The 19,846-nt window shown below is 60.5% G+C and carries 26 protein-coding genes; 12 read left to right on the forward strand and 14 right to left on the reverse strand.

Going from position 1 to position 19,846, the window contains the following annotated elements; all coding sequences use genetic code 11:
* Positions 1 to 515: 515 nt before the first annotated feature.
* The 5 genes from FJ967_RS27240 to FJ967_RS33530 form a co-directional block, all read right to left on the reverse strand.
* Entirely contained in the window at positions 516 to 857 is a 342-nt protein-coding gene (locus FJ967_RS27240) for a hypothetical protein (RefSeq protein WP_140735403.1), read from the reverse strand.
* Between the two features lie 355 nt (positions 858 to 1,212).
* Complete coding sequence (locus FJ967_RS27245) at positions 1,213 to 1,416, reverse strand: hypothetical protein (RefSeq protein ID WP_140735404.1); 204 nt, start codon at positions 1,414 to 1,416, stop codon at positions 1,213 to 1,215.
* A 696-nt stretch (positions 1,417 to 2,112) separates the two neighbouring features.
* Positions 2,113 to 2,814 carry an isochorismatase family cysteine hydrolase gene (locus FJ967_RS27250; protein ID WP_246675403.1) on the reverse strand — a complete coding sequence of 234 codons (702 nt, stop codon included), beginning with the start codon at positions 2,812 to 2,814 and terminating at the stop codon, positions 2,113 to 2,115.
* Positions 2,795 to 3,307 (reverse strand): hypothetical protein, encoded by a 513-nt coding sequence (locus tag FJ967_RS27255; RefSeq protein WP_140735405.1) that lies wholly within the window; start codon positions 3,305 to 3,307, stop codon positions 2,795 to 2,797. The genes FJ967_RS27250 and FJ967_RS27255 overlap by 20 nt, the downstream gene beginning before the upstream one ends.
* A 165-nt stretch (positions 3,308 to 3,472) precedes the next feature.
* Complete coding sequence (locus tag FJ967_RS33530) at positions 3,473 to 3,634, reverse strand: hypothetical protein (protein WP_181176159.1); 162 nt, start codon at positions 3,632 to 3,634, stop codon at positions 3,473 to 3,475.
* 273 nt (positions 3,635 to 3,907) lie between these two features.
* On the opposite strand from FJ967_RS33530, the gene FJ967_RS27260 reads away from it, so the two are divergent.
* Positions 3,908 to 4,438, forward strand: coding sequence for a ferritin-like domain-containing protein (locus FJ967_RS27260; RefSeq protein ID WP_140735406.1), 531 nt, complete (start codon positions 3,908 to 3,910; stop codon positions 4,436 to 4,438).
* A 54-nt stretch (positions 4,439 to 4,492) separates the two neighbouring features.
* On the opposite strand, the gene FJ967_RS27265 is transcribed toward FJ967_RS27260, so the two are convergent.
* On the reverse strand, positions 4,493 to 4,783 hold the full coding sequence (locus FJ967_RS27265) for a hypothetical protein (protein ID WP_181176160.1): 291 nt from the start codon (positions 4,781 to 4,783) through the stop codon (positions 4,493 to 4,495).
* Between the two features lie 137 nt (positions 4,784 to 4,920).
* Here FJ967_RS27265 and FJ967_RS27270 point away from each other — a divergent pair, with 137 nt between their 5' ends.
* Both FJ967_RS27270 and FJ967_RS33535 read left to right on the forward strand, forming a co-directional pair.
* Positions 4,921 to 5,106, forward strand: a complete 186-nt coding sequence (locus FJ967_RS27270) for a hypothetical protein (protein ID WP_140735407.1) — start codon at positions 4,921 to 4,923, stop codon at positions 5,104 to 5,106.
* 189 nt (positions 5,107 to 5,295) lie between these two features.
* Positions 5,296 to 5,472, forward strand: a complete 177-nt coding sequence (locus tag FJ967_RS33535; RefSeq protein WP_181176161.1) for a hypothetical protein — start codon at positions 5,296 to 5,298, stop codon at positions 5,470 to 5,472.
* A gap of 81 nt (positions 5,473 to 5,553) precedes the next feature.
* Here the strand turns inward: FJ967_RS33535 and FJ967_RS27275 are convergent, their stop codons facing one another.
* A complete protein-coding gene (locus FJ967_RS27275) occupies positions 5,554 to 5,904 on the reverse strand; it encodes a response regulator (protein WP_140735408.1) in 351 nt (116 codons plus the stop codon).
* A gap of 298 nt (positions 5,905 to 6,202) precedes the next feature.
* Between FJ967_RS27275 and FJ967_RS27280 the strand changes: the two genes are divergently transcribed.
* Positions 6,203 to 6,442 (forward strand): hypothetical protein, encoded by a 240-nt coding sequence (locus tag FJ967_RS27280; protein WP_140735409.1) that lies wholly within the window; start codon positions 6,203 to 6,205, stop codon positions 6,440 to 6,442.
* Positions 6,443 to 6,856: 414 nt separating this feature from the next.
* On the opposite strand, the gene FJ967_RS27290 is transcribed toward FJ967_RS27280, so the two are convergent.
* The gene (locus FJ967_RS27290) at positions 6,857 to 7,120 is read right to left on the reverse strand and encodes a hypothetical protein (protein WP_140735410.1); all 264 of its coding nucleotides are present in this window, start codon (positions 7,118 to 7,120) and stop codon (positions 6,857 to 6,859) included.
* A 452-nt stretch (positions 7,121 to 7,572) separates the two neighbouring features.
* Between FJ967_RS27290 and FJ967_RS27295 the strand changes: the two genes are divergently transcribed.
* Together FJ967_RS27295 and FJ967_RS27300 are read left to right on the forward strand one after the other, a co-directional pair.
* On the forward strand, positions 7,573 to 9,321 hold the full coding sequence (locus FJ967_RS27295) for a thiamine pyrophosphate-dependent enzyme (RefSeq protein WP_140735411.1): 1,749 nt from the start codon (positions 7,573 to 7,575) through the stop codon (positions 9,319 to 9,321).
* 157 nt (positions 9,322 to 9,478) lie between these two features.
* Positions 9,479 to 9,787 carry a hypothetical protein gene (locus FJ967_RS27300; protein ID WP_140735412.1) on the forward strand — a complete coding sequence of 103 codons (309 nt, stop codon included), beginning with the start codon at positions 9,479 to 9,481 and terminating at the stop codon, positions 9,785 to 9,787.
* Positions 9,788 to 9,917: 130 nt separating this feature from the next.
* On the opposite strand, the gene FJ967_RS27305 is transcribed toward FJ967_RS27300, so the two are convergent.
* Positions 9,918 to 10,232, reverse strand: coding sequence for a hypothetical protein (locus tag FJ967_RS27305; RefSeq protein WP_140735413.1), 315 nt, complete (start codon positions 10,230 to 10,232; stop codon positions 9,918 to 9,920).
* A 133-nt stretch (positions 10,233 to 10,365) separates the two neighbouring features.
* On the opposite strand from FJ967_RS27305, the gene FJ967_RS27310 reads away from it, so the two are divergent.
* Entirely contained in the window at positions 10,366 to 10,569 is a 204-nt protein-coding gene (locus FJ967_RS27310) for a DUF2934 domain-containing protein (RefSeq protein WP_140735414.1), read from the forward strand.
* Positions 10,570 to 10,608: 39 nt separating this feature from the next.
* Here FJ967_RS27310 and FJ967_RS27315 read toward each other — a convergent pair whose 3' ends face one another.
* From FJ967_RS27315 to FJ967_RS27325, 3 genes are all read right to left on the reverse strand, one after another.
* A complete protein-coding gene (locus tag FJ967_RS27315) occupies positions 10,609 to 10,986 on the reverse strand; it encodes a response regulator (protein ID WP_140735415.1) in 378 nt (125 codons plus the stop codon).
* 4 nt (positions 10,987 to 10,990) lie between these two features.
* The gene (locus FJ967_RS27320; RefSeq protein ID WP_281405690.1) at positions 10,991 to 14,080 is read right to left on the reverse strand and encodes a CheR family methyltransferase; all 3,090 of its coding nucleotides are present in this window, start codon (positions 14,078 to 14,080) and stop codon (positions 10,991 to 10,993) included.
* Between the two features lie 114 nt (positions 14,081 to 14,194).
* The gene (locus FJ967_RS27325; RefSeq protein WP_140735417.1) at positions 14,195 to 14,416 is read right to left on the reverse strand and encodes a hypothetical protein; all 222 of its coding nucleotides are present in this window, start codon (positions 14,414 to 14,416) and stop codon (positions 14,195 to 14,197) included.
* Between the two features lie 268 nt (positions 14,417 to 14,684).
* Between FJ967_RS27325 and FJ967_RS27330 the strand changes: the two genes are divergently transcribed.
* Both FJ967_RS27330 and FJ967_RS27335 read left to right on the forward strand, forming a co-directional pair.
* Positions 14,685 to 15,266 (forward strand): response regulator, encoded by a 582-nt coding sequence (locus FJ967_RS27330; RefSeq protein WP_140735418.1) that lies wholly within the window; start codon positions 14,685 to 14,687, stop codon positions 15,264 to 15,266.
* Positions 15,267 to 15,638: 372 nt separating this feature from the next.
* Positions 15,639 to 15,956 carry a hypothetical protein gene (locus FJ967_RS27335; protein WP_140735419.1) on the forward strand — a complete coding sequence of 106 codons (318 nt, stop codon included), beginning with the start codon at positions 15,639 to 15,641 and terminating at the stop codon, positions 15,954 to 15,956.
* A 48-nt stretch (positions 15,957 to 16,004) separates the two neighbouring features.
* Here the strand turns inward: FJ967_RS27335 and FJ967_RS27340 are convergent, their stop codons facing one another.
* Entirely contained in the window at positions 16,005 to 16,217 is a 213-nt protein-coding gene (locus FJ967_RS27340) for a hypothetical protein (protein WP_140735420.1), read from the reverse strand.
* A 154-nt stretch (positions 16,218 to 16,371) separates the two neighbouring features.
* On the opposite strand from FJ967_RS27340, the gene FJ967_RS27345 reads away from it, so the two are divergent.
* The 3 genes from FJ967_RS27345 (at position 16,372) to FJ967_RS27355 (ending at position 18,731) form a co-directional block, all read left to right on the forward strand.
* Positions 16,372 to 17,157: an SDR family NAD(P)-dependent oxidoreductase gene (locus FJ967_RS27345; RefSeq protein ID WP_140735421.1), complete on the forward strand. Its 786-nt coding sequence runs from the start codon at positions 16,372 to 16,374 to the stop codon at positions 17,155 to 17,157.
* A 90-nt stretch (positions 17,158 to 17,247) separates the two neighbouring features.
* Positions 17,248 to 18,426, forward strand: a complete 1,179-nt coding sequence (locus tag FJ967_RS27350; RefSeq protein WP_140735422.1) for a zinc-dependent alcohol dehydrogenase — start codon at positions 17,248 to 17,250, stop codon at positions 18,424 to 18,426.
* A 68-nt stretch (positions 18,427 to 18,494) separates the two neighbouring features.
* Complete coding sequence (locus FJ967_RS27355) at positions 18,495 to 18,731, forward strand: hypothetical protein (protein WP_140735423.1); 237 nt, start codon at positions 18,495 to 18,497, stop codon at positions 18,729 to 18,731.
* Positions 18,732 to 18,780: 49 nt separating this feature from the next.
* Here FJ967_RS27355 and FJ967_RS27360 read toward each other — a convergent pair whose 3' ends face one another.
* Complete coding sequence (locus FJ967_RS27360) at positions 18,781 to 19,803, reverse strand: SDR family oxidoreductase (RefSeq protein WP_140735424.1); 1,023 nt, start codon at positions 19,801 to 19,803, stop codon at positions 18,781 to 18,783.
* Positions 19,804 to 19,846 lie beyond the last annotated feature (43 nt).

The raw sequence follows: 19,846 nt of genomic DNA on the forward strand, positions 1-19,846 counted from the left end.
TTCGTCTACGCCCGTCGCGTCACTCCACCGACAGGCAGGGCGATAAGATTTCTTGGCTACGGGGCTCTCCGCCCTTGGCAGCGCTCTGATGGGGGGCGCAAGGGATTGAAAGTCTCACACCTCACTGCTGGCTCTCAAACCCGAAAGAGAGAGAGGACCTTCAAACAGGACAGAGTCCACGGCGCGTCGAAAGGCCTAAAAAAGCCCGCCTCGCACAATTGCGAAGGCGGGCTAGATGGCCTGACGAGATGGGAGCATCAAGCTGGCTCAAAACCTTGCTTGACCGAAAATGTTCCGGATGATGTGAGGAAATCCAAAAGCATTGTTACGAACCGCAAACCGGCCAAGAACAATGCAAAGAGGCCCCCGCCACCCAAAGCGAACGCGGGCCCAGGCGGTCCACGCGCAACTAACGCCGTCGAAACTGGCCAGGTTGGCGGGAGTGTTTCACCAGTCCCGGATATCAACGACTGCCGAGCGGGTCAGCCAAGAGTTCCAAGGTTTTGGCTGCAATCTCATTGCGCGGCTGGTTGCGACGGTTGTGTGCCTTGCTGGTCTCCGCCGGTGCCCGTTTGGGGCGTAGGATTCTTGTCGACCTCGGGATTTTGGTCGACTGGTTGGCTGTTCATGGTGTCGGTCTTGGATTGAACGGGATCGTTCGCAGCCGGGTTGGCACCTGACATAGCCGCCGGCGGGCTGTGCTGCTGATCCGTCGAAGGATCTTTGATAAGGACACCATAGACCTCGGCAACACCCCAGGCGACGATCGCCAGGAGCAGGGCAGCCAGGAGAACGAAAAGAACCGGACGGCCAAGCGTGGCTTGGCGGGCGCGGTTTTCAGGAACATTGTTCGTCATAGGGAACGCTCTTTCAAGAGAGATGGCCCGCGCTTTCGGTCAATGCCGCACGGGCGACCAGGACGAGGAACATCATGACCAGACGCATGAACCTGATGAGGACGTGCCGCTGTATCACAACATCCGGCACGGGAGAGCGTTCCGAAACCGTCTCGAAAAAGTCGCCGCGCGAACCAGCGCGCCGTCAGACTTGAAAAGATCGGCGTTGAAAGATTAGCTGCCAGTGAATTGATGGCATGCACAATCAGAAGCGTGTGCCAATCGACAACGTTCCAGAGTTCGCGCCCGGCAAATCTTCCGACTTAGTCTTTTGGAATTACCTGCTCCAATCAAAAAGCGCGGAACAGATACATCATCACTTTCCCGTACCCGCATGTTGAGGCAGCACCGGAAGGGACAGCCGAATTCGCTGACCATTCGCGAAATTCTTGGCGAACTGTTCAGTTTCGAAAAGCCGTTGGGTGACTTTGCCGTTTTCAACGATCTGAACGGCCCACTCTCCGTCGAGCCGTTCAACGCGAACAGCGTTCGCTGGCGTCTTCTCGGCGCCTGATGCCATCTTCAAACCTCAGCTTTTGATTGCTTGTTTATCAGCACACATATCAAACACTGCAAATTACATAGTTTACCTAAATCGAAAGATTGATGTGCGGACAGCCGGCACGGGCGGAAATGTCTGGCAGTCACCAGGTGCCAACGCAGCCGGCAACTGCGGTTCAGTCGGGTGCCTGGGCCACAAGCCAAACAGCTTTCATCGGGTAGTGTCACGGGCAGGTGCCGCTTTTCGTCCAGCCGAGACAGTATGGTGAGGTGCCGCCTCGACTACTCATTCCGATAGGGGCTCGAGGAAAATCCTGCGTTGGCGTTCATTTCAAGCTGCTGTCGGAACAAATCGTGCGCTCGCAAATTTGGAGGTGTTTGCAGGCGGTGCGGTGAGGATCAATGGCGCCAAAAGAAGATTCGCGAACCGGAGCGCCGAAAGCGTTCCTAACCCGGTTGACGCGAGAAGCTGTTCCCCGTCACGAGATCGACTTCATCAGCAAGATTGGTAGGCTCGGTCGCGAGGAAGTCATTGAACTTCTGAACAAGCACCGCGGTGATCGAGAAGCTGTATTCTCGGAACTGGCTTCGCGCATGATTAGGTGAGTCCACGGCCTGTTTTCAGCCTAGGCCTGACTGGGTCAGCTGAAGTCGGAACGAAGATTCGCTTTGCTGCAGGCAGGCCTCGCTGATCGCCGGCATACGGCGCGCTTGTTCAAGGGCGCGAAAAAATAGCCCGCGCATCGCGCTGGCTCGGACGCCAATTTTCGAGGACCTCTTTCACCACGACTGTTTCAAGCTGTTCGCTGAACCGCGATCGATAGAGTTCCATCGACGCGTCGTGTGTCTGATCGGCAGAACTGCAGACCGCATCGGACACGACGACGACGCGGTATCCGCGATCGACTGCGCCCAAAACCGTGGCGAGAACACAGACGTCCGTTTCGCCGCCGGTGATGACCAGCGTATCCACCTGCATGCCATTCAGGAGATCGTCGAGGCGACCTTCGGTCCAGGGCGAATAGACCTTCTTGTCCAAAATCTTGGCAGGTGGAACGAAACGCTTGAGATCCGGCATGAGTTCGATCAGTTCAGGATCGATATTCTCGATGGTGGCCTCTGCCCAGCGCCGGTAATATTGCGCCCACATACCCATGCCCTTCCCGGGTCTCTCCGCCGGTATGAATCGCGTGAAGATCGTTCGATCGGCATTGGCGCCGGCAAGCTCTTCGATGGCGGGCAACACCTCCTTCGCCCAAGGGACCGGCCAGGGGCCGGCGGTTCCGAAGAGGCCTTGCATGTCGACGCAGATGTGAACGGCAGATTTGCCGAGGGGGCCGTGAACCAGACCGCGTGCAGCCATCTCAAACTCCCGGGTGCGCAGTTGCAAAGTGGCTTCAAATCGACGCGTTGTCATTGGCCTTCCGCGCTGCCTCGGCTTCGGCAACATCGATCGTGCAAACCTCAGCACCGCTGTCGTCGCGCACGCGCACCAGCCATCCCGTCAGGTCGTCGTTGCCCGGCTGGAGGTCAACCAGCATATCAATTGCGCAACGCACAGCTTCGGCGCGCGCAGCCTCTGCACTTGGCATCTCACAAGGTGGAAGCACGCGAGCCTCGTCCCCGTCGCGGTACTCGAATGTGTAGATCTTGCTCACCATGCCATCGGTTTCGCCAGGATCTGTCGGTCGAGCGTCAGTTCTATCGCCAGACCCTTCGAAGGTGGCAGTCTGCACGAGAATGGCCTTGGCACGGTCGATAGCCCCGACCCCCGAGGCCTCATCGACAAGTTCGCCTCGTGCCATTTCCACCGACACGGATTCGCCTCCCTCGCCCTGGAAGACCACACGCAGCAGCGACCTGCCCTCAAGACCGGAGGTTGGCTCGACATTGACACCGACGATCTGCATAAAAACCTCCTTGGTTGTCTGTGACAAACAACGGTTTTCAGCGCTGGTTCCAGGACCAAAGCGATTGTTTGCACAAAGACCAAAACGCGAAGCCAACGAACGCCATTAAGCCTGTCTGCAGGTATTCAAAGACTTGCTCTGGTCCTCGCTTCGGCAGTCAAGCTGCTACTCGTTATGCTCGTTATACAATTCCCTGGTGGCGCGGTCGCTCTGGCGTTGCTCAGCCGGCTCTTTTCGGCGACGAGTGAACATCGCGTAGAGGATCGCCGCCAGAAGGATCAATGGACCAGCAGCAACCACCAATACCCACATATCAACGCCAGACATTGTTGCCTCCTCGAGAAATGGGACTATCCAGTCGAGTTCCCCCCGCTAACAGCCCGAATGCCGAAATGTTCCACCGTTTTGCCCCGTGAGAGCGGGGCGCTTATGGGAGCCGCAATTCTGGTCCTGCCGGGACCCTCCCCAGCCGCCGCTATCCGGAGCCAAACGCTGTTTGTCGAAATTTGACCGACAGATCACTTTTCGCGGGAACCTGCGGCGGCACTCTCAGTTGGGTTGGCACCCAAACGGGTGATTTCAACCAAAGGAGATTGTCAAATGGCAGCCACCAAGAAAGCAAGTGCGAGCACCAAGGGGCTTGAGGACCTCATGCTCGACGGCCTCAAGGATATCTATTATGCCGAAAAGAAAATCCTCAAGGCGTTGCCGAAGATGGCCAAGGGCGCGGAAGACGAGCAGGTCGCTGCTGCATTCGAAAAACACCGTGTAGAGACCGAGGGCCAGGTCGAGCGGCTTGAGCAGGTGTTCGAAATCCTCGGCGTCGCCGCGCGCGGCAAGACCTGCCCTGCCATTGACGGCATCATCGAGGAAGGATCCGAGATCCTCGAGGAATACAAGGGCTCGACCTCGATTGACGCCGGCCTTGTCGGCGCCGCGCAGGCGGTCGAGCATTATGAGATCGCACGCTACGGCACGCTGATCGCCTGGGCGACCTCGCTGGGCAAGGATGACATTGTGGAACTCCTCAACGCTACTCTCGAAGAAGAGAAGGCCACCGATGAGGCTCTGACGTCTCTTGGCGAGTCCGGCGTGAACGACAAGGCGGCCGAGCAGCAAAAAGCCGCCTGAACCATCAGACCGAGGCAACAGGGGCCACGGCATCGCCGCGGCCCCTGAGGTCAGCTAGGCCACCGCCAATCTGCTGTCAGGCAGGCAATCGGCCGCCGCGCCTGGGGGCACTGTTGCTCTTCGGGAAGCCACAACGCACGGCAGCCGCTTCGCACAATTTTGCGCTGCGTCGAGGAGCTCCTCCTCGCTGGTCAAGCCGTTCATGAAGAGCTTCAGCAGATGCGACGCCGTCCTTGCTGCCTCGGGCGAGGTAAATGGCAATCCGTTCTGTTTGCAAACCGATCGGCTCACACGAGCCAACATTTCGATCTCGGTCGGCTCAAGACAACGACCGGGATACAGCATGGTTGTTTCCTTTCGTGGCTTCGTGTGCTGCGTGTGATCGGCGCTGGCGTTCAGCACTTCACTCGCATGACTGATACGTGACGAGTACGCTGCGATCTGAGACGATCCTTCCACGAGCGCGCACGAGGATGGCTGGAATGTCCAAGCCGGTCATTCACCTTCGATTGGTGGGGCTGATTGGTAATTTCTGTACATTTGCGCAACATGCGAAGCTGGACGAAAGCTTGCGATCAAGTCACGCGGCCACAAATATCACGCGGATAGACGACAAGGAGCCTGAGGAAGTCGACGAACATCGCCATCGCGAGCAGCAGAGCGACTGACGCTGCACATCCCCTTATGGAAAATAGATCCGGATCTCGGCTTGCTGGGAACCGGTTTATTTGTGGCGATGATCTTTCGGTCGGCTGTGATTACGAACCGAAGCCAAGCGACTTCATGTAAGCTGGGCGAACGGGTGGGAACCACCAGCCGCCTATTGAGTTCGACCATTCTGAACCCGGATGCGGAACATGGCGGATATCAGCAACGCGCAACAGAAAGTCATGGCCGAACTTATCCGGCGGTGGATCACGTCAGACACAAACCGGCGCCAGATCCGGCAATTGCTGGACCGGCCCTCCGATATTGATCTTCCGCCTGAACATAAATCATTGCTGGATGAGCTTGACCGCAAGCTCAATGAGTAGCGGCCGGTACTGTATTGACCGTCGGGACGCTTCGACCGGAGACGAGAAGTTCTGAAGGACACTCACGCCGACCGCGACCTGTTACCGAGCCGTCAATGACACCGCCAGCCTGACAAGCTCTGATGTATTAGCCGGTTTGCCCACGAATTTGCCGGCTTTGAAAGCTTCGCTCCTGCCATCAAGATCTGTGCCGCTGTAAACAAGAAAGGGTATTTGACGCAAAGCCAGCTGCTCCGCGATCTCACCACTATCGCAGTCCCGTAGAATGATATCCAGGATCGCGATATCCGGTTGTAGATATGAGAGAATCTCTCTCGTGCGCTCGCATGAAGCAGCGGCGGATACAGCGAAGCCGGCGCGCTTCAGCGAAGCCTCAAGGTCGGCGACGATGAAGGCCTCGTCCTCCACAATGAGAGCCAAGGGTTTTCGCATGGCAGCCTCCCTTTGGCGAAGCCGTCGACAGCCGCTCGCCAGTTGAAGGCAGAGTATGCCATTTGCGGCCAGAGTCACTTTCAAATATTTTCCAGCCCGGCGGACGGCAAGACGCTCTTCGAGCCGTGTCCCGGGAAGCAATCCATGCCACCTGGAACCATCAGCCGACAGGACTCCGCCATCCGGCCACTGCAAAACCACTGCCGTCCACGGTTCGCGTCGAAACCCGAAAGTCCATGGATCATTTTGCAGTTTCGCCAGTTAGGCGCCCACATTCGCAAAACCGGCATCGTGCCAGATGCTGGGCAAGAAGGCTGGAATGGGCAAGGCGAAGAAATCCGAAGACAAAAAATACCAGCGGGTAAGTGCACGGGAAAAATGCCAGCGGGTAAGTGCGGGCATCGTATCCGAGGCGCAGTATTTTGCCCGCAGGTGCGGCTTGTGCACGGAAGAAGCGGTAGCACTGATGATCGCGGATCACGGTTACGAAGGCAGGACCGTCCCTCTCAAGATGTCCAGGCTTGTCGAAAAGCGGTGACAAAGTCCCATCGTACCGACGAGGGCGCCGATGCCGAATGAACGGGCCCTTGGGGAACAAAGCTCACTGCCGATGTTCGATTCCACCCGGTTGGCAAAGGAGCTCGGGATCAAGAACACGCGCACATTGTTTGCGCCGCCGGCACTCGCCTCGCCGCAGACTCTCGGGAGATCGATGTGAAACGCTTGCTATTGTCGCTTCTAATGACTGCAGTGGTTTTGGCGCTCTGCTACTGGGCCTTCCTTTATGTCGATCGGGGCTGGCCGACGTCGCCTTTGAAGCGGGCGCCGGAGCAAAACCAGGGCGGCAACGCGCCGCAGGACACGTCGCCGGCCGCTGGTATCCGCAAGGATCCGCAAAGCAACAATGAAATGCCCGGCAATCAATAATCAGGCGAGGCAGTAGCCGGACCTGTCAATTGCGGTCGACAAATTCGTTGCTGCGACTGGTGGCGCCGCTCTCCGTCGGGTTCTGGTGCAGAAAAGCCAGATTATTTCCGTCCAGTATACGGAAAAACTCATCCCATTCGACAGGTTGCACTCGCTCGCCATCCTCACCGAAGTCGACCCGCAGAGTGGCGCCTTTGGCTGAATCTCGCACCACAGCAGGCCTGCCTTCACGCGCTTCTATCCACGCCCGGATCACTTCGTGATTTGTGGTTTTCAGGGCCTCGCTCATAGTCGTCTCTCCTTGCTGCAATAGTGCCTATCCGAAGGAAACCAGGCGCCCGTTCTATTGTTCCTGGACCGCCTGAAGCATTTTCCCCAGTGACAAAAGGCCCGTTGCTTTGGGCAACGGGCCTGATGGATCCGAGTGGACCCGGGATCGCTTGAGGGGGAGCGATCTGTCGTCAAACCGGCACGATGCCCGAATGTTCCACCGATCGGCGGCTTTCTCTCCGGATCGCGCAGTTCCTGCATGGCAGGAAGGAGTTTGGCCGTACCCGACTTAGGACGCCCGGCCGCTGCTGGCTCTCCTGTTCGAAATAGCACTTTGGCCTCGGAGGCTTGGCGGGTGTTCGGCGTTGAGCAGGCAGCGCCGGTTGTCGGGAACCATTTGCCGGCCCGCCGGTTCGGGGACAAATTGGAGCCTCAATTGCTGAAGCCTCGCCAAATGCCTGGAGCCTCGCCATGTCCAACGCAGCGGAAATTCTCGTCGACACTTTGATAGCCTGGAACGTCGAAGTTGTGTTCGGCCTTCCGGGAGACGGCATAAACGGCATCATGGAGGCTCTGCGGCGCAAGCAGGAAAAGATATCCTTCATCCAGGTGCGGCACGAGGAATCGGCAGCCTTCATGGCGTGCGCGTATGCGAAATGGACCGGAAGGCTGGGCGTTTGCCTGGCAACATCAGGCCCCGGCGGCACGCACCTCCTGACCGGGCTATACGATGCCAAGCTCGATCAGGCGCCGGTGCTCGCCATCACCGGCATGCAGTTTCACGACCTCATCGAGACGTTCACGCAGCAGGACGTGGATCTGACACGCGTCTTCAACGACGTCGCCGTCTACAATGCGCAGGTCTCTGACGCGGCGCACATGGAGAATGTGGCCAGCCTTGCCTGCCGCACGGCGCTGTCACGCAAGGGCGTTGCCCACCTTTCGATCGCCAGCGACATTCAGGAACAGCCTTCGGACGCTTCCATGCGCTCCAAGCGCAACCGGCCGGCGCACACGCCGCAAGGGATGTTTGCGCCGCGCTGCTTGCCCACGGATGGGGAATTCGACAGGGCGGCAGCCATTTTGAACGACGCGGCGCGCGTCGCGATCCTGGCCGGGCGCGGCGCGATGGGCGCGGCGGCGGAGCTTGAGGAAGCCGCGACCTTGTTGCAGGCGCCGGTCATCAAGGCGCTGCTCGGCAAGGCGGTGCTGCCTGACGATCACCCTCATACCACCGGCGGCATTGGGATACTGGGCACCCTGCCATCGCAGGAAGCGATGGAAACCTGCGACGCCGTGCTGATTGTCGGTTCGACGTTTCCCTATATCGAATATTATCCGAACCCGGGCCAGGCGCGCGGCGTGCAGATCGACTGCGACGCACAGCGCATCGGCTTGCGCTTCCCTGTGGAGTCGGGCCTGGTTGGCGATGCCAGGGAAACACTCGCCGCGCTCAACCGCAGGCTCACCCGAAAGGCCGACAGCCGGTTCCTGGCCGAGGCGCAGGCGTCGATGCGGACATGGCGTGAGATGATGCGGCAATCGGAGGATGGCCAGTCGCATCCGCTCAAACCGCAGCTTGTCGCCCGTGCATTTGGAGAGCGGCTGGCCGGCAACACCGTGCTTGCTGCCGATTCAGGCCAGAACACCGAATTGGCTGCGCGGCACGTCGACCTGCATCATGGTCAGGCCTTCGGCGTCTCCGGCGCGCTGGCCTCGATGGCATGCGGCCTGAGCTATGCGATTGCCGCCGGCATTGCCTTCCCGGGCCGGCCGATCGCCGCCATTGTCGGCGACGGCGGACTTGCCATGCAGCTCGGCGAATTTTCGACGGCTGTCCGCTACCGCATCCCGCTGAAAGTTCTGGTCATCAAGAACAACATGCTGAACCAGATCGCCTGGGAGCAGATGATGTTCCTCGGCAACCCGCAATTCGGCTGCGAATTGCAGCCGATCGATTTCGCCAAGGCGGCCGAAGCGATGGGCGGCAAAGGCTTCAGCATAGAGAGCGCGGATCAGGTGACGCAAGTGCTCGACGAAGCCTTCGCCACGCAGGGGCCGGTCATTATCCAGGCGCTGGTGGATGCCTACGAGCCGATGATGCCGCCGAATTATGCAAAAAATTTCCGCAAGGCGCTGCCTGAGACGCCTGGGCACGAGCGCATCGCGGACAATGTCGCGCGCGAGCCGGCCAAGACGATGATGGAGGCCGGCGAATAGGACAGCCGATGCCGACGATCATGAAGGGCATTCAGTGACGAAGCGACCTGGGCCCGCCTGAGAAATATCGGTCGCAACGTCAAGTAGTCTGGGAACATGTCAAACTGCCGGAGGTTCGGGCTGTATCGCAATCAGGCGATCAACTCAGGAGACTTCGATGATCAAACTTCTCATGGCATCTGCTCTCGCGCTCGCTCTCGCGGGCTCGGTCATGGCGCAGTCCGGATCCGGCGGTACCGGAAGTGGAGACAATGGTACCGGCACAACGACGGGTACCGGCAACGGTGGCACCGGCACCAACAGCGGTACCGGCACCAACAGTGGCACCGCACCAGCCGATCCGAAAGCCACCAACAGCACGACCAATACGGACGGGATGACGGACCGCTGCAAGGATGCAGCAGGGAACGATACCGACACCGCAAGCGGCGCCACGACGTCCACCAAGCAGAACTGCAATAAGTAGAATTCTGCCGTCGGCCAGGCGGCACCGCCCCTCGCGGTACGCCCGTTGTCCCACTCGCAGCATGTAAACAGGCCCGCCGATCTCGGCGGGCCTTTTGTTGCCGGGCAGGACGCGTGCGGTCGCGCCGTATTCAGTCCTTTACATAAGCTCCCGGCTGGCGGCCGGTCTTGGGCGCCTTGGCGTCCTTGGAATGCTCCGCGATCGATGGACCGGCACCGGAGGTCTTTTGCGTTGCGGGGCTGGGTGTTGCGCGCCGCGGCGGGTTTTGACCGTCCGACTGATGGGTCTTGTCCTCGACCTCGCCTTGCTTGCGGGTGAGCCCCATTCCCCCAGCGGGCTCCTTATTGCCTGCCGCATCCTGGGAGAACTCATCGGCCGGATCGGGATCGTTATTTGCGGGGTATTTCCTGGCGCCCGTCTCGCGGCGGTTTTCCTGATTGCTCATGACGTCTCTCCGGTTTGACTGCGATGAACAACAACCCTCACCTGGCAAGAGCGTTCCCGCACCAAGGCCGTTCGACCCTGGCGTGGAACAAACATCAATGCCCGGGATTAGGGAACGCAACGGAGGATCGGTCATGGACAGGGAAGAGCGCATCAGACGCCGCGCCCACGAAATCTGGGAGCGCGAAGGCTACCCCGAAGGGCGCCAGCAGGAGCATTGGGACCAAGCGGTGCAGGAGGTCGAATCCGAAAGCTCGGAAGCCGAGCGCGGTCCGGTTGTCCCTGACCCGACGGTTGGTTTTGGCTCCGCCCCAACCATCAACAGACCTGGGGGCTAAGCGCGTCGCGCTGAAAAGGATTCACCGGGTCGACGAGCTCTACCTGCCCTTCGGCGTCGATACTTGTTGGACGAGCTTCAAGACCACTGCCGCCAACAGGGCTTGGTTCGTGGGCTTCTGCAGCACCGCCACCTTTGCGAAACGAGGCGGCAGGGAAGAATCGCCATAGCCGGTCACGAAAGCAAACGGGATCCCCTTTTCTCGCAGCGTGTCGGCCAGCACGTAGCTCGTCTCGTCATTCAATTGCACATCCAGAAGCGCGGAATCCGGTTGTTCCCGTGCGATGCTGTCGAGCGCCGCTTCGACTGAAGGCACAGGCCCGACGACTTCGCACCCTGCCCGTCGCAGATGCTCCGCATGGTCCGCGGCGATAAGCCATTCGTCTTCCACGATGAGGATGCGCAGAGCGGCTGCCAAAGGGTCAGGCCTTCCGATCGAGAAGAAAAGATATCCTTACTTTCAAACCCGTTGGCTCGAAGAATGTTTCAGCCGTGCCACCGAGACGGTATTCGATTTCGCCTTTGACCAGCGAAAGGCCAAAACCGCCCTGCTTTGGCTGGGTGACGGGCGGCCCATCGATTTCTTCCCAGGCCAGGCTGAGTTTCTCATCGCGAAGCGACCATTCGACATCCACCTTGCCGTCCTCCTTGGACAGCGCGCCGTACTTGGCCGCGTTGGTGGTCAGTTCGTGCATCACCATGCCGAGTGACAGCGCTTGTCGCGGCTTGAGCTTGACCGACGGGCCGGACAGCGAAAAGCGCGGGCGGCCGAAAGGCGCGGCTTCCTGGTCGACCAGCTCCTCGATCGAGACTTCCGTCCAGTTCTCCCGTGACAGCGCTCCGTAGGCGCGCGCCATGGCATGGAGCCGCCCGAGTAGTGACGTGGTAAATTCCTCCTTGGTCGAAGAAGTCTCCACCGTGCGGTTGGCAATGCTCGTGATGACGGCCAGCATGTTCTTGACGCGATGGTTCAACTCCGAGATCAGCACGTTCTGGTGCTCCTCGGCTTCGGCCAGCGAAGTGACATCCACCAGCGTCACCACCACGCCCTGAATGCGCGCGCCCTTGTCGCGATAGGGAATGAGACGAACCATGAAAAATAAGCCCCGCCTATCGCGCGCCAGATGATGAATGACCGGCTCGCCGGTCTCGAAAACCGTTGCGATCTGGTCGCGCATTTCGGGATAGTCGAGCTGGCTGGAAAGCTCGGTAAGTGGGCGGCCGACGTCGGACGGGCGCAGATTGAAGAAGGACGAGGCCGCCGGCGTGAAGCTGCGGATCACCAGCTCGCGATCGAGGAACACCGTTGCGATATCAGTGCTCTCGAACAGGTTCTTAAGGTCGCTGTTGGCGTGGTCGAGCTCCTCGATCTTGCCGGACAGTTCGGCGTTGATCGTGTTCAGCTCTTCGTTGAGGGATTGCATCTCCTCCTTGGAGGCCTCCAGCTCCTCATTGGTCGACTGCGCCTCCTCATTGACAGAAACCAGCTCCTCGTTGGAGGATTTCACCTCCTCCAATGCCGTTTCGTATTCCTCGATGGTCGATTGCAGGCGCTCGCGGGTTTCGCGCAGATCGCGCTCGAGATGGGCTAAGTCGTCGGGATGGCCGCTGCCGCGCTCGACTTCCGACTTGTCACGGGAGGCCCCAACCGGCTGGAACAGCACGAGATAGAACGGCTCGCCACTGCCGCGGTCCGGCAGAGGCTCTACGGTGATGGTTACCCGTTGCACGCGGTCCTCCTCGCCGTCGACGACGACGTTCTCGCGCAGCACGATCTGGCGTGTCGCCACCGCCTCGCGCAGCGCCGCGCGCAAATCGAGCCTGAGGCCCCGCCGCGCCATGTGGAGCAGGTTACGGCTGGGCACACCCTGCGGCGGTTCGAGATAGCGTCCGGTTCGCGCCGAATAATAGACGACGTCGCCTTCCGCATTGGCCACCACATGCGGTGGCGCGTGGCGTTCAAGAACCTGCGATTCAACTGATTGCCGCAGCGGATAACCGACGAGTTCGCCTGTCCTGCCGTGTCGCCCATCGGACAGGATTGGGGCCCGCCCGCCGCCTTCGCCAACCAAAAGCGGAAGGCGTGCTCTCGCCAAGACATCCTCGCGAGCTCTGAAGATGCGTTGTTTCTTGTCGACGGTTACAAACAAATCGGTGTGCTGGCCGACGCTTTCGGAAGTGCCGAGGAAGAGATAGCCGGAGGGCCTCAGCGCATAATGAAAGATCGGAATGACGCGGTTTTGGATATCCGGGCCGAAATAGATGAGAAGATTGCGGCAGGAGACCATGTCCATGCGCGAAAAGGGCGGATCCTTGATGACGCTGTGCGGCGAGAAGATACACAGTTCGCGCACCTCGGTGGCCAGCACGAAGCTCTCGCTTTCATTGATGAAGAATCGCTGGCGCCTCTCGGCGGAGACACCATCCAGCATGCTGGCGGGATACCGAGCCGCGCGCGCGACAGAGAGCGCCGCCTCGTCGATGTCGGTGGCGAATATTTGTATCCTCGGCACTGCCGACAGAGTGTCCATATGCTCGCGCAGCAGCATGCCGATTGAATAAACTTCTTCACCGGTCGCGCAGCCAGGCACCCAGATCCTGATCGTGTCGGACGCGGTCTTGCCCTGGAAAAGCTTCGGCAAGATCTTCTTTGCCAGGAGCTCGAATGCATCGGCGTCGCGAAAGAAGTTGGTGACATTGATCAGGAGGTCTCGAAACAGCGCCGTGACCTCGCGCGGCTCCTTGCGAAGCAGCTCGATATAACCAGACAGCGATGTTATCTGGCCGATCTGCATGCGTCGCTTGACCCGGCGAACGAAGGTCTTGGTCTTGTAGCCGGAAAAGTCATGGCCTGACCGGGAGCGCAGGACCTCGTAGATTTCCCCGCGCGCCCGGTCGATGTTTTCGGAAGCATCCTCATTGCTTTCGGCGAGTTGATCAAGCGTGTGGAAGCCGCGGGCGAAGCCCATCAGCCGCTCACCCATATGCTCCGCTGCAACGGCCATGTCGACGACGCCGCTGGCAATCGCGCTTTGCGGCATGTCGGGGTTGCGCGGTCCCGAACCATCTGCGGCCTGCGCCAGCACGAAGCCGCCATGTTCCTTGATCATCTTGGCGCCAAGCGTGCCATCGCCGTCACCGCCCGACAGGATGATGCCGACGGCGTACTCTCCCTGGTCCTCGGCGAGCGAGCTGAAAAAAATATCGATCGGCTTGCGTTCACGGCTCGCCGCGCTTGGCCGCCGTAGCTGCAATTTACCGCCTTCCATCGTCAGGACGGCATTTTGCGGCATCACATAGACTCTGTCAGACTCCGCTTCCATACCGTCTTCGGCGATCGCCACGGGCATTGCGGTGTATCGGCCGAGCACATCATGCAGCATGCTCTCGCGCTCAGGGCTCAGATGGGTGACAACGACAAAGGCCATGCCGGGCGCGTCGGGCAAACCCTTGAACAGCCCTTCCATGGCCGGGATGCCACCCGCCGAAGCGCCGATGCCGACGATCGGCAATCTTGAATTCCGCGACACTTAGCCCCCACCTCCGACCCATTGCGCCGCTGTACATAAGGCGGCAAACATCTTTGACACGCTGGTTTGCTGAGGAAACCAGACAGGATTTCGCCGTCAAGCGTTTTTGATCAGCAGCCGCATCTGTGCGAGATCGCGGCCAAGGCGCGCGGAGCGGTTTTTCTCGCGCGCCGCCGCGATCATTGCGCGCAGACCTTCGCTGGAATAGCCGAGCTCGCTCGCCGTGCGCCTGGACAAGCCCCGCAGCAACTCGGCCTCGTCGCGGAGTTCGCATTGCAAAATGCGCAAATCCTCCAGATGACGTCCAATCTGGTCCATGTCAAAGCATGCCCTCTCCGAACGGCTATCGCAAGCTTTGTTTACCCGATAGCGACCGGCTCTCCCGCAAGGCTCCAAAAGTCGACGCGCGGGAACAACTTGCAGCTATCGGCGTTGATCAATGTCTGGGAATGTCAATATTTCTCTTGTCTGCGAAGCGTTGGCGTCTCTTCTGAAAACGAAGGAAGGCCGTAAGCATGCCTGCGGACTGGCAGCCCGCTCCAACGCGGATGATTGTTGGCGAAAATCGAGACGATGAGGAGCCAAAGTGCAACGGCTGGCAGAAGCCAAGATTCTGATTGTCGAAGACGAATTTCTCGTGGCTGACGATATTGCGCGCTACTTCGCCGGATTGGGCGCGCGTATCCTCGGCCCGGTGGGCACCGTCGCAGAGGCGCAAGTGCTTGCCGAAGAGGCGGATGCCGCTGTGTTGGACATCGACCTGAACGGCGCGTCCGTGTTTCCGGTCGCTGACCGTCTTTCCGAGCGCGGCGTCCCCTTCGTCTTCTTCAGCGCCTATGACCGCAACGTCATCCCTTCCCGGCTCGATCATATCGCGAGCCTTGTGAAGCCGACGGACCGGCGAAAAATTATTGCGGCGCTTTTTCCCGACACAAACTCGAACGAGAGTGTGGATGACCCGCTTGATGTGCTGGCGCTGCTGCCGAAATTGCGGCTGGCCGCCAGGCTCATGCTTCCGGACGCGGGCGCCGCCGACCGCCTGGTCGAAATGACACTCGAACTCGCCATCAGCGAGAGCGATGATCGCCCGGCCGGTATGTCTACCGAGCGATGGCTGAACTCGATCCTGAAACGGGTCGCAAGCAGTTCGGCCGGTCTGCTCCATTAATTGCGAATGCAAGCTGCCGAAGGCACAGCTGGGGGCTATAAAAGACGCTCGAAGCTGCAGCGGGTTCTGAATCCGACTTGTGAATTCGTACAAAGCCAACGCGCCTTTCTCGCCATCCCACTCAACGTACTGTCACCGTGAAAACCCGCGCCTTTGAAGGCCTCGGCGCGGGCCGATCAGGTTGTCCACCGATCTTCAACAGACACCAGGCGGCGGCATCTGCAGCGACACCAAACTGGTCTCGTCCGCCAATGTTCCAGCGACTCGAAAAAATCTGTTTGGCCACAACCGCCGCGCAAGGACGGTTTTGTTGTCCAGATGGAACATCCTGACCAGCTCGCAGTTCGGAGAGCCGCCACAGGAGCAATCATTATGAGCGCTGAACGTAGCCCGGCCGAAAACAGGGGCGATATCCAATCTGGCACGACAAGCGACAAAACGCCCGGGTTCGACCCGGCGGCGGCCCCTCAGGAAACCGATGCCGAAGCAGCAGACGCAGGCACCGTTCCGGTTCCCGCCGCGACAGGCACGCCCGCCTTCGCCAATCAGGCAAGCTTCGCCGATGCGATGCGGCCGCCGCACGATGAGCGCACGCCATCCCCTGCCAGTAGCGGCCCGGTGCTGGTCATTGCAGCGCTGGTGGTGATTGCGGCCGTCGTGTTCGTTGGCGCTGCGATACTGGGGCGATAGCGAAGCGAGCCATCCAGCGCCCCGAAGCTCTGTCCTCCAACCGGACTTTCAAGACAAATTGTCATCATAAAGGTGTTCATGAATGATGCCGAGGATTTCCGACCGCACCGCTTCGCGCGCCTCGGGCCGGATCAGTGGCATCAAAAGTTCGACCGTGTCCTTGACCTTTTGTGAGAGGTCGGCGCTTGCGTCGGTCAGCTCGCTACCGTGAGCGTAGACATTCTCGGTAAGTTTTTTGTCCAAATCAGAAAACAGTCCCATGACGTAGCTCCGCGTTTTTGCCGCAACACCCGGCAAAGTGATTGGTTCCGCAGATTGGCCATCTGGTTCAGAAAACGCGCGATGTCGAAGGAACATCCGCGCCCGGCGCAAGTTCGGGTCTCATTCCGAATTGTTCTGGTCATCGGAGGATCAAATGGAAGACGCCAAGCTCGCCGTTGTAACCGGCGCTTCAAGCGGAATCGGCAGGGAACTCGCCAAACTTTGCGCCAAGGACGGTTATGACCTGATCGTCGTGGCCGACGAGCCGGCGATCCGCCAGGCTGCCGAGGCGTTTCAGTCGCATAATGTGACGGTCGAAGCTGTTGAGGCCGACCTTTCGACCGAGGACGGCGCTGATCGGCTGATTGCGGCAATCGGTGACCGCCCGATTGACTTGTTGTTTCTCAATGCCGGGCGCGGGTTGGGGCGCGGCTTCGTCGACCAGGATTGGGCACAGGTCCGCCGCGTCATCGACACCAATGTCACCGGCACAGTCTATCTTGCCCGCCAGCTCGGCGAGCGCATGGTGCGTAACGGCCGCGGCCGAATCCTGTTTACCGGCTCGATTGCCGGCTTCATGCCCGGCACCTTCCAGGCGGTTTATAACGGCACAAAGGCGTTTATCGATTCCTTCGCGGTCGCACTGCGTCACGAGCTTAGGGACAGTGGCGTTACCGTCACTGTGCTGATGCCCGGCGCGACGCAGACGCGGTTCTTCGAGCGTGCCGACATGATGGACACCAAGGTCGGAACCGCTGAGAAGGATAATCCTGCTGATGTCGCCAGGGACGGCTATGACGCCATGATGGCCGGCGAGCAGCAGGTGATCAGCGGCTGGAAAAACAAGCTTCAGGTCGCGGCGGCGCATGTCACTCCAGCCGGCGCCCTGGCCGAGCAGCACCGCGGCATGGCCGAGCCCGGCTCGGCCGCCAAGGGCTGAGACCGGCGGCCTAATCAGCGGCGGAACATTTCACCTCCGGGCAAGTTCGGCATCATCGATCTTGTCCAGCACATCCCAAGGGAGCAGCACATGAAAGCCCTCACCTGGCACGGCAAAGGCGACATACGTTGTGAACAGGTGGCTGATCCGACCATCCAGGATGATCGCGACATCATCATCAAGGTCACCTGCTGCGCCATTTGCGGATCGGATCTGCATTTGATGAACGGCTACATGCCGACGATGAAGTCGGGCGATGTGCTGGGCCATGAGACGATGGGCGAAGTGGTGGAAGTCGGCCGCGGCCACACCAAATTCAAGAAAGGCGACCGCGTCGTCGTTCCCTTCAACATCTCGTGCGGCGAATGCTGGTTCTGCCAGCGCGGGCTATTCTCGCTTTGCGACCGCTCAAATCCGAACGCCAAGGAGGCGGCGAAGGTGATGGGACAATCGCCTGCCGGCCTGTTCGGCTACTCGCATCTTGTCGGCGGCTACTGGGGTGGCCAGGCCGAGTATCTGCGCGTGCCCTTCGCCGATGTCGGCCCGATCAAGGTGCCCGACGGTATCGGCGACGAGCAGGTGCTGTTTTTGTCCGACATCTTTCCGACCGGCTACATGGCGGCGGAAAATGCCGGCATCGAGGGCGGCGATACGGTTGCCATCTGGGGATGCGGTCCGGTCGGCCAATTCGCCATACAGAGCGCCTGGATGCTGGGCGCCGGGCGCGTCATCGCCATCGACAAGGTGCCGGAGCGATTGGCGCTGGCACGTACGCACGGCCGGGCGGAGACACTCGATTTCAGCAACTCCAACATCTACGACGCGCTGATGTCGATGACCAACGGGCGCGGACCGGATCGCTGCATCGATTGCGTCGGCACGGAGTCCGATCCCGGCGCAAGCTTCGATGCCATGCTCGACAAGGTGAAGGCGGCCGTCTATCTCGGCACAGACAGGCCGCATGTCTTGCGCGAGGCCATCTACTCTTGCCGCAAAGGCGGCACGATCTCGGTGCCCGGCGTCTACATCGGGCTTGTCGACCATATCCCGTTCGGCGCTGCCATGAACAAGGGCCTGACGTTTCGCATGGGACAGACCCACACGCAGCGCTATCTAGAGCCGCTGCTGCAGAAGGTCCAGAACGGCGATATCGATCCGTCCTTCGTCATTACCCATCGGGCTGGCCTCGACGCCGGGCCCGATCTCTACAAGACCTTCCGCGACAAGGAGGATGGCTGCATAAAAGTGGTGATGCGCCCGCACGGCTGAACCTCCTGTCCAACGGGCCGATTGATGCTGAGTGATGAAGGAGATTGCAAATGGTCAGGGATAAGCCCATGCCGGCAAAACAGAGCGCCAGGCCGCCGGTGACGTCGCCCGGCGCCGATGGCCTGCCGCATCCTCGCCGCGACGCCGAAGACAGCGATGCCGGCGCCAGGCCGACGGCCCCCAAGACGGCCGGTGCGCAGGAAGCATCCGGATCGCCGCTCGACAGCCGCATTGCCAACCGAAATGCCGGCCGCCCTCGCCAGGCAGGGGCGACGCCTCGCCCCACCGACAAACCGCTGGGCTAAGAAAGCCTACGGTGCGGCGCCGAAGTCCGGCGCCGCTCCTCTTTTGCGGTCAGGGCCCGCCTCCGCCACCGACAGCACCATAGACCTGGCCGGTCGCGTAGCTGTCCTCCTGCGAAGCCAGGAGCACATAGATCGAGGCCAGTTCAGCAGGCTGGCCCGGCCTGCCCATCGGGCTGTCGGCGCCAAACTGCGGGAGCTTCTCTGGGAACTGGCCGCCGCTTGGCTGCAGCGGCGTCCAGATCGGCCCTGGAGCTACGGCATTGACGCGAATGCCTTTCTTGGCCACCTGCTTTGCCAGGCTCTTGGTGAAGTTCTGGCCGCAGGCCTTGGTCATGGCGTAGTCGATCAGCGCCTCGTCCGGATCGTAGGCGTTGACCGAACTGGTGATGATGATCGACGACCCCGCATCCATATGCTTCAGCGCCGCTTTGGTGATCCAGAACATGGCGTAGACATTGGTCTTGAAGGTCCAGTCGAAGGCTTCCGTCGTAATGTCGGCAAGGTCTTTTTGCGGGTGCTGACGGGCGGCGTTGCTGACCAGTATATCCAGTCCGCCGAGGCCGGCAACCGCATCCTCGACCAGCTTGTGGCAGAAGCTTTCCTCGCGGATGTCGCCAGGCAGCGGCAGCGCCTTCCTGCCGGCTGCCTCGATCAGCTGCACGACCTCCCTGGCGTCGGGCTCTTCAGCCGGCAGATAGTTGATGGCGACGTCGGCACCTTCGCGCGCAAAGGCGATGGCGGCGGCGCGGCCCATGCCGGAATCACCGCCGGTGATCAGCGCCTTGCGGCCGGCCAGCCGGCCGGAACCCTTGTAGCTATTCTCGCCGTGATCGGGCCGCGGATCCATTTTGGAGGCGAGGCCCGGCCAGTCCTGCTGCTGCGGCTTGAATGGCGGCTGCGGGTATTGCTTGGTCGGGTCCTGCTTGGCGGGCGCCGCGGCCGGGCCGGAAGCCGCCGCCGCGTTGGCCTGCTGCGCCTGAGCTGGCGTTGCCAGCGCGGCAAGCATGCCGCCGGCCATGCCGCCGACCACGGTGCGGCGCGACGTTCCGGCGGGAGTTGATTTGTCCGACATGTCTTACTCCTGCTAAATGCCGGCTCCGCCGGCGATGATGGTG

The organism is Mesorhizobium sp. B2-3-4, assembly GCF_006442315.1.
Lineage (GTDB): Bacteria > Pseudomonadota > Alphaproteobacteria > Rhizobiales > Rhizobiaceae > Mesorhizobium.